This is a genomic window from Sphingobium sp. CECT 9361 (assembly GCF_918741285.1).
Classification (GTDB): Bacteria; Pseudomonadota; Alphaproteobacteria; order Sphingomonadales; family Sphingomonadaceae; genus Sphingobium.
The window spans coordinates 1-11993 of sequence record NZ_CAKKNC010000018.1 but is presented as its reverse complement, the minus strand read 5'-3'; the positions used below and the strand labels follow the sequence as shown (position 1 = coordinate 11993).

General features: G+C 59.9%; 17 protein-coding genes and 1 pseudogene. 14 read left to right on the top strand and 4 right to left on the bottom strand.

The window, feature by feature from the left end; all coding sequences use genetic code 11:
- The first annotated feature begins 21 nt into the window (after positions 1–21).
- The 13 genes from motA to LQ220_RS19290 are packed head-to-tail and all read left to right on the top strand — an operon-like array spanning position 22 to position 9517.
- Complete coding sequence (gene motA, locus LQ220_RS19350; RefSeq protein ID WP_230189784.1) at positions 22–906, top strand: flagellar motor stator protein MotA; 885 nt, start codon at positions 22–24, stop codon at positions 904–906.
- Complete coding sequence (locus tag LQ220_RS19345; RefSeq protein ID WP_230189783.1) at positions 881–1243, top strand: STAS domain-containing protein; 363 nt, start codon at positions 881–883, stop codon at positions 1241–1243. The genes motA and LQ220_RS19345 overlap by 26 nt, the downstream gene beginning before the upstream one ends.
- On the top strand, positions 1240–1605 hold the full coding sequence (locus tag LQ220_RS19340; RefSeq protein ID WP_230189782.1) for a response regulator: 366 nt from the start codon (positions 1240–1242) through the stop codon (positions 1603–1605). Before LQ220_RS19345 ends, LQ220_RS19340 begins: the two co-directional genes overlap by 4 nt.
- Complete coding sequence (locus tag LQ220_RS19335; RefSeq protein WP_230189781.1) at positions 1596–3800, top strand: chemotaxis protein CheA; 2205 nt, start codon at positions 1596–1598, stop codon at positions 3798–3800. Before LQ220_RS19340 ends, LQ220_RS19335 begins: the two co-directional genes overlap by 10 nt.
- The gene (locus tag LQ220_RS19330; RefSeq protein WP_230189780.1) at positions 3797–4288 is read left to right on the top strand and encodes a chemotaxis protein CheW; all 492 of its coding nucleotides are present in this window, start codon (positions 3797–3799) and stop codon (positions 4286–4288) included. Before LQ220_RS19335 ends, LQ220_RS19330 begins: the two co-directional genes overlap by 4 nt.
- Entirely contained in the window at positions 4285–5169 is an 885-nt protein-coding gene (locus tag LQ220_RS19325; RefSeq protein ID WP_230189779.1) for a CheR family methyltransferase, read from the top strand. The genes LQ220_RS19330 and LQ220_RS19325 overlap by 4 nt, the downstream gene beginning before the upstream one ends.
- The gene (locus LQ220_RS19320) at positions 5166–6194 is read left to right on the top strand and encodes a chemotaxis response regulator protein-glutamate methylesterase (protein ID WP_230189778.1); all 1029 of its coding nucleotides are present in this window, start codon (positions 5166–5168) and stop codon (positions 6192–6194) included. Before LQ220_RS19325 ends, LQ220_RS19320 begins: the two co-directional genes overlap by 4 nt.
- 16 nt (positions 6195–6210) lie before the next feature.
- Positions 6211–6600, top strand: coding sequence for a response regulator (locus LQ220_RS19315; protein ID WP_230189777.1), 390 nt, complete (start codon positions 6211–6213; stop codon positions 6598–6600).
- Between the two features lie 4 nt (positions 6601–6604).
- Positions 6605–7126, top strand: a complete 522-nt coding sequence (locus LQ220_RS19310; RefSeq protein WP_230189851.1) for a chemotaxis protein CheD — start codon at positions 6605–6607, stop codon at positions 7124–7126.
- A gap of 53 nt (positions 7127–7179) precedes the next feature.
- Positions 7180–7473, top strand: coding sequence for a hypothetical protein (locus tag LQ220_RS19305; RefSeq protein ID WP_230189776.1), 294 nt, complete (start codon positions 7180–7182; stop codon positions 7471–7473).
- 5 nt (positions 7474–7478) lie between these two features.
- Complete coding sequence (locus LQ220_RS19300; RefSeq protein WP_230189775.1) at positions 7479–8348, top strand: flagellar motor protein MotB; 870 nt, start codon at positions 7479–7481, stop codon at positions 8346–8348.
- A 14-nt stretch (positions 8349–8362) separates the two neighbouring features.
- Positions 8363–8812 carry a hypothetical protein gene (locus LQ220_RS19295; protein ID WP_230189774.1) on the top strand — a complete coding sequence of 150 codons (450 nt, stop codon included), beginning with the start codon at positions 8363–8365 and terminating at the stop codon, positions 8810–8812.
- Between the two features lie 57 nt (positions 8813–8869).
- Complete coding sequence (locus LQ220_RS19290; RefSeq protein WP_230189773.1) at positions 8870–9517, top strand: PilZ domain-containing protein; 648 nt, start codon at positions 8870–8872, stop codon at positions 9515–9517.
- On the opposite strand, the gene fliP is transcribed toward LQ220_RS19290, so the two are convergent.
- From fliP to LQ220_RS19275, 3 genes are read right to left on the bottom strand one after another with little or no spacing between them, the layout of a single operon-like run.
- A complete protein-coding gene (fliP, locus tag LQ220_RS19285; protein ID WP_230189772.1) occupies positions 9509–10237 on the bottom strand; it encodes a flagellar type III secretion system pore protein FliP in 729 nt (242 codons plus the stop codon). The two genes, LQ220_RS19290 and fliP, sit on opposite strands and share 9 nt — an antisense overlap.
- On the bottom strand, positions 10230–11267 hold the full coding sequence (locus tag LQ220_RS19280) for a flagellar biosynthetic protein FliO (protein WP_230189771.1): 1038 nt from the start codon (positions 11265–11267) through the stop codon (positions 10230–10232). Before LQ220_RS19280 ends, fliP begins: the two co-directional genes overlap by 8 nt.
- Positions 11267–11503 (bottom strand): FliM/FliN family flagellar motor switch protein, encoded by a 237-nt coding sequence (locus tag LQ220_RS19275; protein ID WP_230189770.1) that lies wholly within the window; start codon positions 11501–11503, stop codon positions 11267–11269. Before LQ220_RS19275 ends, LQ220_RS19280 begins: the two co-directional genes overlap by 1 nt.
- A 116-nt stretch (positions 11504–11619) precedes the next feature.
- Here LQ220_RS19275 and LQ220_RS19270 point away from each other — a divergent pair.
- Positions 11620–11781: pseudogene (locus LQ220_RS19270) on the top strand (flagellar basal body protein); the annotation flags it as partial.
- Positions 11782–11808: 27 nt separating this feature from the next.
- Here the strand turns inward: LQ220_RS19270 and LQ220_RS19265 are convergent.
- A partial coding sequence (locus LQ220_RS19265; protein ID WP_230188207.1) for a transposase occupies positions 11809–11993 on the bottom strand: 185 nt, incomplete at its 5' end.

Sequence of the window (11993 nt, the reverse complement as noted above, 5' to 3'; positions counted from 1 at the left end):
TACGGAGAATTAGAATTCATCATGTTAAACGGCGTTGGCTTTCTTCTTATACTTGGATGCGTATTTGGCAGCTTCCTCTTGGCGGGGGGCAAGATGGAAGTCATCCTCCATGCCTTGCCGCACGAGATGATGGCAATCGTCGGCGCTGCCGTCGGGTCGTTCATCGTCGGCAATTCACTCGCTACGGTTAAAAATGCCGGCAAGGGTATGCTGCGGGCTTTCAAGGGTTCGCGCTGGAAGGACAGCGATTATCGCGATCTGCTCACGCTGATGTTCGGCCTGCTGAGTACGTTCAAAAAGGGCGGCGCGACCGGCATTGAGCCCCATCTCGACAATCCTAAGGAGAGCAAGCTGTTCATGCCCTATCCGCGCCTGCTCGCCGACCATCATCTCATCGAGTTCATCTGCGATTACTTGCGGATGATGACGATCAACTTCGAGGATCCGCATCAACTCGCCGAGGCGATGGAAAACGACCTGGACAAGCATCACGCTGAGGAATTGATGCCGCAGACGGCATTGCAGACCATGGCGGACGGCTTGCCGGCGATCGGGATCATCGCTGCGGTGCTCGGCATTATCAAGACGATGGGTTCGATCGACCAACCGGTCGAAGTGCTCGGTGCGATGATCGGCGGCGCGTTGGTCGGCACCTTCCTGGGCGTATTGCTGGCCTACTGTGCCGTCGGGCCGCTCTCGTCGAAGCTGCTGGGGATCATCGAGGACGACAGCAAACCTTACATGATCGCCAAGACCGCGATCCTGGGCCACGCACATGGTCTGGCGACGCAGGTCGCTATCGAAATCGCCCGGCGGATGGTTCCGTCGAGCTTTGCTCCCACCTTCCAACAACTCGAGACCACACTCGATGAGGCGAAAAATGACCTTAACGCTCTCCCAGCCTGACCCAACATCGGATCCATCGGTGTCGGAACCCAATGCCGTGACGGACTTCGGTACCATCCGGCTGCACGGCCATGTCTCCACCGTCGCTGCGGAGGATCTGCGAAACCAGCTTATTATGGCGGCAGATCATTCCGGGACGACCGCGATCGACGCATCGGAAGTAGTCAGCATCGGCCAGGCCGCGCTCCAGCTACTGATCGCTGCAAAGCGTGAGGCAACCGAACGCGATCATGACCTCCACTACACGGGCGCAAGCGCTGCGTTCCGTGAGCGTGTCGACGCCTGCCAACTGGCAGATGCGATCGGCTTCGAGACAGGAAAGGACGATTCACTTTGAGCAAGCTCATCCTCGCCGTCGACGACTCCGCCAGCATGCGTATGCTGCTAAAGGCTTCGCTGACCGCACAAGGCTTTCGGGTCGAAAGCGCCGATGACGGCGAACACGGTCTGGAACGCATGCATGATGTGGTTCCGGATCTGCTCATCACCGACATCAACATGCCGAAGATGGATGGTTTCGAGCTGATCGAAGCAGTCCGTGCCGTGCCCCAGTTCCGCGGAACCCCCATTCTCGTGCTGTCGACCGAGTTTTCCGACGACAAGAAGCTTCGCGCGCGATCGGCAGGTGCCACGGGATGGATCACCAAGCCGTTCGACAGCGAAAAACTGGGGGCGGCAATTCGCCGTGTATGCCCGTGAGCGACGAACTCGACGAAATCCAGGCCATCTTTTTCGAAGAATGCACCGAAGGCCTTGCGGTCGCCGAACAGGGTCTGTCGGCGATGGCGGCGGGCGATGTTTCGAAAGAAGTCATTGCAGGCGTTTTTCGCGCGGTCCATTCGATCAAGGGCGGATCAGGCGCATTCGGTCATGCGGCGCTACTGGCATTCTCGCACTGTTTTGAAAACGTGCTGGACGAGGTGCGCGGCGGCAAGATCGCCGCAACGCCCGAAGTAACCAAAGTGATGCTTACCGCATTCGATGTGCTGGCCGATCATGTTGCCGCGGCGCAGGGCGTCGCAGGCCCGCCTTCCGATGCTGCAGCACTTGCCGCACTTGAGGAGGTTCTGGCCACCAAGGGTGCCGGAACGATGGCCATCGCATCGCCCGCACCCTCTACACCGGTTGAGACCACGCCTGTCGATATCGAGCCTGCTCCGGCAGAAGCGGATCAGTTCGGCTTTACGCCGGTCATCGCAGGGGTCGAGGAACTTGATCCATTCGGTTTCGAACCCGTCGGCGTTTCGATGGACGATCTGGGGTCCGGCGATCCGCAGCCCTGGACGGTCCGTTTCGACCCGTCGCGCGCTGCTATGGCTAATGGTGCTGAACCGCTGCTGGCCGTTCGCGAGGTCGAGCGTCTCGGCGGCGTGATGACCGAGGTCGATATCTCGGCGTTGCCGCCGCTGCGCGATCTCGACCCGGAAGAAAGCTATCTGACCTGGACGCTCTCGGTCCCGGCAACTGTCGAAGAAAGCACTATCAGCGAATGCTTCGACTTCGTTGCGCCGGATTCAGTGGTCGAAATCACCCGGGCCGCTGCATCGATGGCGCCTGCTATGCCAGCACCGATCGACCCTTCACCGGCAGAACCCAAAACGGCACCGCCGACGCCGGTCCTGGCATTGGTTGAGACGGCAAACGAGCCGCCGCCCCCACCGCGTGTCACGAGCACGGCCGATGCCCGTCAGGTAGAAGTCGTCCAGCAAACGATCCGTGTCGATCTGATGAAGCTCGACATGCTCCTCAATCTCGTCGGCGAACTGGTGATCCGCAATTCGATCCTGTCCGACCGCCTGCCGCCGGTGGATCAGGAGCGCGTGGAGCTTCCCGAACTGGCCCGTCTGACGCGCGAGATTCAGGACAATGTGATGTCGCTGCGTGCGCAGCCGATCCGGCAGGCCTTTTCCCGCGTTCCGCGCATGCTGCGCGATCTTGCCGGGGAGACCGGCAAGCAAGTGATTCTGGAGGTTAGCGGAGAAACCACCGAAGTCGACAAGGGCGTGATCGAGAAGATTGGCGATCCGCTGACCCATATGATCCGCAACGCCGTCGACCACGGCATCGAAGACCCGGCTGACCGGCTTGCCGCCGGCAAGCCCGCCGAAGGTTTGATCAAGCTGTCGGCCGAACAAAAGGGTGCGCGGATTTTCGTGCGGGTAAGCGATGACGGCAAGGGCATCGACCGAGTTCGCGTCCGCGCCAAGGCCATAGAGAAGGGCATCATTGCGGCCGATGCAGTGCTATCGGATGAAGAAATCGACCAACTGATCTGTGCGCCCGGCTTTTCGACGGCGGACACGATCTCCAGCATCTCAGGTCGTGGCGTCGGCATGGATGTCGTGCGCTCCAACGTTGAAGCGCTGGGCGGACGCGTGGACATCACCTCCACTCCAGGGGTTGGCACGACGTTCACGATGATCCTGCCGCTTACGCTCGCCATCCTCGATGGGATGATCGTGCGGCTATCTGGCCAGCGGTTTGTGCTGCCTTTGACCAATGTCATCGAGACAGTGCGACCGGAGCCGGGACAGGTTCGCCCAATGACGCCCACCAGCGAAGTGATCGAGCTTCGAGGGAATTATCTGCCGGTAAAGCGGCTGACCGATATGTTCGGACTCAACGAGGAAGCTCGTCGTTCACCCGAGGAATCGCTGATAATCATCGTCGAAAGCGAGAGCGTCGGCAATGTCGGATTGATGGTCGATACAATCGACGACCGCCGCGAGGTCGTGATCAAGAGCCTCGACCAGAATCTCTACCCCATCCGCGGATTGGGCGGCGCAACCATCCTGGGCGACGGTTCGATCGCCCTGATCCTCGACATAGACGCACTGGTCGCATCGGCCGGTCCGATAACTTCAAACGCACCTCTGAAAGGATTGGCAGCATGAGCACGCTTAACACTCCCGGTGAACGCAAGATCGTAACCTTCTCGCTGGGCGACCAGATGTTTGGAATAGACATGAAGGCGTTGATCGAAATTCGCGAGTGGGAACCCCCTACGCCGCTGCCAAGCGTGCCTGCCTATATCAAGGGCGTCACGAATTTGCGCGGCACCGTCGTCCCGGTCATCGGACTGGCCGAGCGGTTAGGATGGACGCCGAGTGTGCTCCATGCCCGTTCGTGCATCCTGGTCGCCACCATCGGCGGCAAGCAGGCCGGTTTCCTGGTCGATGAGGTCGCCGACATCATCTTGATCAACGAAGACCAGATCCAACCCGCGCCCGAAGTCGAAACCTGCGAACAAAGCGTTATCGCCGGCCTGGTGCAGGTTGCACCCCGCACACAGGAAGGCGCTGCAGCAGAAACGTCCATCATGGTCCTGCTGCTCGATCTCGAATCGCTTGGCCTTATGCGCCACCTCGAGATGGCAGCATGATCGACGAGCAGCTTACGGCGCGCAGTTCCAGCGATCCGGGTGGTTCCGGTTCGCCGATACTCGGCCGCGCCGAGTTCGCGACGATTGCCAAAATTATGCAGAGCGACGCCCGAATTCACCTCAGCGATGCCAAGACTACGCTGGTCCAGTCGCGCCTCAGTCGCCGTTTGCGCGATCACGGGCTGGCCAGCTTTCGCGATTATATGACGCTGGTGGAAAGCAATGCTGTCGAGCGCGCAGCAATGGTGGTGGCTCTGACGACGAACCACACGCATTTCTTTCGTGAGAACCATCATTTCGAGCATCTGCGCAAGACCACTTTGCCTTGGCTGAAAGACCGTGCCCGACGTCAGCCGGTACGGATCTGGTCTGCTGGCTGTTCCAGCGGCGAGGAAGTCTACACCATCGCGATGTGCCTTCTAGGACAGGATCGCAGTTCGGCTGGGTGGTTGCGGGATGGTGACGTCCGTCTGCTGGCGACCGACCTTGCTCCGCATGTCGTCGAAAGTACGCGGCGTGGCATCTATTCGGCGGAAACCATTGAGCCTGTGCCTGCGGCCTATCGCACCAGCTGGCTGCGACCGAATGGCGCCAATTTCGTCATGGCTGACGAGGCACGCGCACTTGTGACTGCGCGCGTACTCAACTTGTTCGAAAAATGGCCGATGCGGTGCCAGTATGACGTGATCTTCTGTCGCAATGTCATGATTTATTTCGACGATGCGGCCAAGGCAGAGCTGGAAGCGCGGTTCGTCGATTTGCTGGCACCAGGCGGATATCTCTACATCGGCCATTCCGAGCGACTAATCGGCGGGGCAACCAGTCAGATGGTGGGTTGCGGCCAGACGATCTATGTAAAAAGCGGCGGTAGCGGAGGATGAGTGCGCCCCCTGTCCGCGTGCTGATAGTCGATGACAGCGCATCGATGCGCGCCGTGTTGCGACGCATTCTGTCTGCCGATCCGGAAATCGAGGTCGTTGGCCTTGCTCCGGAACCTGATGCCGCGCGAGCAATGATAAAGGATCTGAACCCCGATGTTGTGACACTCGACATTGAAATGCCCGGCATGGATGGCTTGTCATTTCTCGAAAAGATCATGCGATTGCGACCCATGCCGGTCGTCATGTGCTCGACACTGACGGCGCGCGGGGCAGAAGCCACGATCGAAGCCTTGCGGCTCGGCGCGGTCGACTGCATCGCCAAGCCAACCGGCAACCCGCTCGACATTGCCCATAGTTCGGAAAAACTGTGTGCGACGGTCAAGGCGGCAGCGCGATCGAAGGTGAATCGCTCGCCAGAGCATAGCAAGCCGATCGACAAGCTGCTGCCGAACTCACTGCGAGACGTGGTCATCGCGATTGGCGCCTCCACTGGAGGCGTTGAGGCGCTGTTCCATATTCTGAAGACCCTGCCGGCCAACTCACCGCCGATACTCGTAGTGCAGCACATGCCAGCCGCGTTTACCGGAGGCTTCGCGGCCCGCCTCGACAAAGAATGCGCGCTCAATGTCGTCGAGGCGCGCGATGGAACGCCGATCCAGTGTGGAACCGTCTATATTGCTCCTGGAGGGAACACGCACATGGAACTTGCTGGCGGCGTCAACGGTCGTATCAAGCTTCGGGCGAGTGCCGCATATGGAGGGCATCGCCCCTCTGTCGATATTCTGTTCCATTCCGTGGCGCCGCTGGGCTCTTCAGCGGTCGGCGTGATCCTTACCGGTATGGGATGCGATGGCGCAGATGGCCTGCTTGCAATGCATGCGGCAGGTGCGCGCACGCTGGGACAGAACCAGGAAACTTGTGTCGTCTATGGGATGCCGCGCGCGGCTTTCGTGCTTGGTGCCATAGACCGGGAAATTCCTTTGTCTGCACTGCCAGAGGCCATCCTCCGCGCGTGCCGCAAATGATATTTGGGAGCGATTGATGCCAGCCGCATCTACGATAAAGGTAATGGTGGTCGACGACCAGACCAGCATGCGCGCGATGATCCGCCGGACCCTTCAGGATCTCGGGTTCAAGGACATCCGCGACAAGGCAGGTCCGGTGGACGCACTCGGCGCAATCCGGTCTGACCGCGTCCACCTCATAATTTCCGATTACAACATGCCCGACATGGACGGACTGCAATTTCTTGAGGAAGTGCGAAAGGATCCGGTGATCGGCAAGACTGTTTTCATCATGCTGACCGGATCTGCCGATCGCGAGATCGTACAGAAGGCCGCAGCACTGGGGGTCAACAACTATGTCGTGAAGCCGTTTTCCTCGGCCGTGCTCAAAGAGAAGATTGAGCGCGTCTTCGGCGAGCTTTCTTAACGCCGTGCGCCGGGTTTCCATCATTCAAGGCGAAAATCACGTCTCCGGCGAGCCCGAGGTCGTGATCTCGACCCTGCTGGGTTCATGCGTTTCGGTCTGCCTGCAAGATCCCCAGGCCCGGATCGGGGGTATGAACCATTTTCTCCTCGGCGAGCCGGGAAAGGACCATCAAGTCGACCGCCAGGGCATGCAAAGATACGGAGTCCACGCAATGGAACTGTTGATAAACGAGCTTATGCGCAAGGGGGCAAACCGGTCTCGGCTGCGTGCCCAGCTCTACGGCGGCGCAAACATCATCGCCGGGCTTGGATCGATAGGCAGTGGCAACGCGGCCTTCGCGCGGCGCTTCATGGAAACCGAAAGCATCCCCATCGGGCATTGCGATCTGGGAGGTACGCAAGCGCGCCGGGTGGAATTTGTACCCTACGAAGGGAAGGCAAGATCGCGTTTACTCACCGAGCCTCCCAAGATCGTGAGGGCGCCCGTGGTTCTACCCACAGGCGGCGGCGATCTCGACCTTTTCTGATCCCCTCCATCACTCCGTTGCATCAGCTCATTTCCCGTTAGGCTACCCCAATAATGGCACATGTCGATCCTCACGCAGCTTCGCTATACGGTGCAATCGCCGAAGAAATTCGCGATCTTCGCACCATTATTGAGGAGTTGGCACACACTCTTTTGTCCGACGAAGCCTTTGTCATGGCGTATATCGAACAATTCCAGGTCTTCGACCTCCTAGTCCAGCGCGCCAGCGAAAGCGCCGACCTGCTCGATCGCATGGCGGAAGGTGCGAAATCCCATGATGCAATCGATCAAGTGAGGCTGAGCATGGTGCAAGACAAGTTGCGGTCCGCCCTGTCCGCAGCGGCCTGATCGCGATGGCCATCGCCCCAAAAAACCAGGTTCGACCGATCATCATCCGCAAGGTCAAGAAGGGTGGCCATGCCGGCCATCATGGTGGCGCCTGGAAGGTGGCTTATGCCGATTTCGTAACGGCTATGATGGCGTTCTTCATGTTGCTTTGGCTACTGGCCAATCCCGACAAGGAACGGCTGAAAGGCTTGGCGGAGTATTTCTCGCCGGCAACGGCGAACTCCACGATCTCCACGACACTGACGGCCAGCCCCGGCGATCAGCCCGGTCTGGGTGGGCGGACGCGGCGCGCGCAGGCCGACAGCAAAACATCAACCGGGCAGCCCTCGGCGGAGTCAGCCAAAAATGGCAGCGCCCGCGGCGGCACCGCGAACATCCCCGATGCATCGATGCGCGTCGTCGCGCAGGAAATGCGCGTTTCGCTGGAATCGGTGCCCGCAGTCCAAGATGCCAAGGACAGCCTGAAGGTAGAGGCCGATCGCGATGGCGTCCGGATCAGTTTGATGGATACGGCAAGCCGTTCCATGTTCGTCGCCGGGACCGCGACGCTGAACCCGTTTGCGCGCAATATGCTTGGTGAGATTGCCCGCAAATTATCCAAATCGGGTGCGCAGATTGCCATAGAAGGCCATACTGACTCAGTCGGCGGGCAGAGCGACGCCAACTGGCGACTGTCTGGCGACCGTGCGCTCGCCGCGCGCTCAGCGATGATCGCAGCAGGCCTGTCGGCCGATCGCTTTTCCGAAGTCGTAGCGCTGGCGGGAACGCAGCCTGTTTATCCCGGGCAGCCCACGCGGCCGGAGAACCGCCGAATTACAGTCGTCGCACTTGGAGAGGCACCCACGCTTCCCAGCGACGTCAGCTTCAAGTTCTAGATCGGAACCGTGCGGTGAAACCCATCCTGCTAGGAGCCATCCTGTTGGTTGCAGGGCTCAGCGTCGGCGGGGGCACCGCCTATGGCGTGCATCTCCTGTTGCCAACGCCCGCCAGTGGTGCGGACAAGCCGGCCGCAAAGCGTGAACCGGACGATATCAGCTTTACGCCCACCGGCAAGATTCTCGCGCCGCTGGTGTTCGCCGACGGCACCTTATCCGGCTACGTTTCCTTCGAAGTCCAACTGGAGACTACGCAGGTGGATGCGGAATTCGTGACGCTGCGTTTACCGCTTTTGTTGAACGCAATAAACATGCGGACATATCGCGCGCCGATGGCGAGCGGACCGGGCGGCATGCTCCCTGACCTGGAACAGTTCCGCAAGCTGGTGATGGAATCATCGATCGAAGCCTTCGGGCCGAAAGTCGTGCGCCGCGCTGTCATCGTTCAAGCGACGCCAGCATAAGGGATGGCCGCGGAACCCCCCACATATTCAACCCCCGCATCAAGAGGAGATGCTACCATGAACGCCGTTCGATTGCTGCATGTTCCGACAGACCAAAGGCTGAAGCCGCGCAAGACCCGGCTGAAGACCGTTATGCTAGTCGCCCGAGTCCTGGCCGGCGATCGCGACGATCTTTGCCGGGTGCGCAATATTTCCGAAGGCGGCATGTGCATCGTAACGCTGGCCCCCCTGCGGGTCGCTCAGCAGATCCGTATCGAGTTCAAGAACGGCATGACGATAGAGCCGACGGTAAAGTGGGTTGGCAAGGAGGAAGCCGGGCTTCAATTCAATGAGCCTATCGAAATTGAGCAACTTCTGGCCGCCCCGAATGCATCCGCAGGAATTCCTCTGGCGCGCATCCCTCGTGGACCGCGCCTGTCTGCGCAATGCCCGGTAGCGCTGCGGCGCCAGGGTCATATTGGCTCCGGGACGCTCGAAAACATCTCTCAGGGCGGTGCCCAGTTACGGTCCGCCGTACATGTCGAAATCGATGACATGCTCCAGATTATCGTGCCCGGCCTCGGCTCCATCAAGGCGACGGTACGACGGGTGTCCGGCACCTCGGCCGGACTCACATTCTGCGATAAATTGGGGTTCTCGGAGCTAGCAACATGGCTGGCAGGCGAGGAACGGTTCAGTGCTTATCAGAAGCCACCGTCACCCTGATCCACCGAAGCTTCTGATAAGAGACCCCGCAACCAGCGCCCAGCCGTCCACCAGCACGAAGAAGATGATTTTCATGGGCAAGGCGATGGTTGGCGGCGGTAGCATCATCATGCCCATCGCCATCAATACCGCCGACACCGCCAAATCGATTATCAGGAATGGTAGCAGCAGCAGGAAGCCGATTTCGAACGCACGGCGCAGTTCTGAGATCATAAACGCAGGCATGAGCGTGGTCAGAGGCATTGCGGCACGGGCGACCGGTGGCTTGCCAGACAACTCCGAAAACAGTCGCAGATCGTCCGTCCGTACGTGCTTAAGCATGAACTGGCGAAATGGCTCGGACGTTTTTACAAAGGCCTGCTGCTCCGTCAGCTTGCCCGCGCTGTAAGGATTGACGCCCTGCTCCCACGCTTGCTGGAATGTCGGCCCCATTACGAAGAATGACAGGAACAGCGCCAGACTGATGATCACCGGATTTGGCGGCACGCCTGGTGCGCCGATCCCCGTGCGTAAAAGCGACAGTGCAACGACGATGCGCGTGAACGAGGTAACGGTCATCAGGATACCGGGGGCAAGGCTGAGCACCGTCAGCATCATCACCAGCATGATGGCACGACTGGATACCGATCCTTCACCCAGCGTGATCGACGCGGACTGGGCAAACGCCGTAGTCGGGACGACCATAGCAAGCGCGAACAGGATAAGGTGGCGCTTACGCAAGGTTCGTCTCCGGCGCGATCATTCGGTTGGTACGCGTCGGATTTCGGGCTGAGCGTCGACCGACGGTCGATGGTTTGCCGACATGCTTGGATTCATCTGCGACCGTGGGGGCCATGGGTCGCGCAAGAGGCGTTTCCACCGAAGCAACCGTGGCACGATCACTCGGCGCTTTCGACGCACGCCGGCCTATGGCAGCGCAAGCGGGGGCATCATCGACCCGCGCCACGAAGCTTTCAGGAGGCAATGTCAACTTTGCTGCCGGGGGGATAGGCTGACGTGCTGCAGCCAATAGCTGGCTGAATCCGGCGGGTTGCCGCGCAGATGCCAACCGCCATGATTCTGCCAGTTCACCCAGCCTAAGCTTAGAATTCCGATGCAGGATCTGCAGCTTTTGCCGTGCTTGATCAGCGAAGATGCGCGCCCGATCACCCCATGCACCCAGGCTTTCTGAAGTCCATATCGAGATTGCCGCCTTGGGAATGCGATCATCTGCTGCAGCTAGCCACTGGCGGAAGCGTGCAGGTTGCCCTGCGGACGCGGACCGCCATGATTGCCGGAGCTGTGCCATAGTACACGCAGCATTCCGACGCAGCGCCTGTAGCTTTACCAGCGCTCGTCCAGCGAAGAGGCGCTCGCGATCGACCAGTGCAGCGAAGCCTTCGACTGGCCATTGCGGAACTTCGGCAGAACGGACGCTTGCACGTGCGGCGGCCTTCGCTTCCCGTTCGGCCCGGCGCGCATCCTCTGACGCTTGATCGACGTCATCGCGCATCAGCCCGGTTTCCAGCACCAGATGCCCTTCGGGTGCGATCAGCAGGAGATGTTCGCGGCCGTCGCGCCGTACAAGCGCCACCACACGGCGCGCATCGATCGACAGTGTTTCAACCAGTTCCAGCCTCCGGTCGCGGATGCTAACCGCGCGTCCAGGCAAGCGAAGATCGTATCGGCGGACGACCCACAAGGCACCAGCCAAGAGGCCGAGTACAGTTCCCAGTCCGCCGAGTGTACGCAACAGTGACAGCATGTCCATCAGTTGGCCGTTCTCTGCACGACTTCACTGATCTCCAGTGACATCTGGTCGCCCTCTACGAGGATCTTGCCCTTGGCCACCAGTTCACCGTTTACATAGACAAGCGTGGGATCGTCGGCCCCACAATCGAGCGCCACCATGGCGCCACGCCCCATCTTGAGGATTTGCCGGATCGGCACGCGGGCTGAGCCGAGCACGACCGACATGTCGACGAAAATGCTATCAAGTACCGACATCGCAGATGTTCTCCCTTTCGTTAATTATAGGAAAAACTTTCCCCTTCGACGCCGGACTAGGCAATTTTTGCCTATAACTATGAGGACAGGTCGCTTTGGCCGGTGGAGACGACAAAATGGACCTTAAGACATCGCTGCAGGTGTCCGCATCGGGACTGCGTGCGCAGTCGCTCAGGATGCGCATAATTGCGGAAAATCTGGCTAATGCGGATTCCGTATCCCGTACCGCAGGCGGCGATCCCTATCGCCGTCGTGTTCCCAGCTTCAAGTCTGATCTGCCCCCGCGGAGTGGGCCGGTTGGTTTGTTAGTGGATTATGCTCACCATCGCCATATCCGGGCGGAGGTGGAGCGAAGCGGAACCAGAGGCCGGATATGGCGGTGAAGCCGTTTCCGGTGCCGGTGGTCGATAGCCCAGGCTGCTGTGCGGGCGCACGGTGTTGTAATGTCGCCGCCACGCTTCGATCAGCACTTTGGCCTCGGCGAGGCTGT

Excerpts from the sequence above, each read along its gene's own strand:
- LQ220_RS19325 (WP_230189779.1), top strand. The coding sequence starts at position 4,285 with ATGATCGACGAGCAGCTTACGGCGCGCAGTTCCAGCGATCCGGGTGGT.
- LQ220_RS19275 (WP_230189770.1), bottom strand. The coding sequence starts at position 11,503 with ATGTCGGTACTTGATAGCATTTTCGTCGACATGTCGGTCGTGCTCGGC.
- motA (WP_230189784.1), top strand. The coding sequence starts at position 22 with ATGTTAAACGGCGTTGGCTTTCTTCTTATACTTGGATGCGTATTTGGC.
- LQ220_RS19335 (WP_230189781.1), top strand. The coding sequence starts at position 1,596 with ATGCCCGTGAGCGACGAACTCGACGAAATCCAGGCCATCTTTTTCGAA.
- LQ220_RS19300 (WP_230189775.1), top strand. The coding sequence starts at position 7,479 with ATGGCCATCGCCCCAAAAAACCAGGTTCGACCGATCATCATCCGCAAG.
- LQ220_RS19345 (WP_230189783.1), top strand. The coding sequence starts at position 881 with ATGACCTTAACGCTCTCCCAGCCTGACCCAACATCGGATCCATCGGTG.
- LQ220_RS19280 (WP_230189771.1), bottom strand. The coding sequence starts at position 11,267 with ATGGACATGCTGTCACTGTTGCGTACACTCGGCGGACTGGGAACTGTA.
- LQ220_RS19320 (WP_230189778.1), top strand. The coding sequence starts at position 5,166 with ATGAGTGCGCCCCCTGTCCGCGTGCTGATAGTCGATGACAGCGCATCG.
- LQ220_RS19290 (WP_230189773.1), top strand. The coding sequence starts at position 8,870 with ATGAACGCCGTTCGATTGCTGCATGTTCCGACAGACCAAAGGCTGAAG.
- LQ220_RS19315 (WP_230189777.1), top strand. The coding sequence starts at position 6,211 with ATGCCAGCCGCATCTACGATAAAGGTAATGGTGGTCGACGACCAGACC.
- LQ220_RS19305 (WP_230189776.1), top strand. The coding sequence starts at position 7,180 with ATGGCACATGTCGATCCTCACGCAGCTTCGCTATACGGTGCAATCGCC.
- LQ220_RS19330 (WP_230189780.1), top strand. The coding sequence starts at position 3,797 with ATGAGCACGCTTAACACTCCCGGTGAACGCAAGATCGTAACCTTCTCG.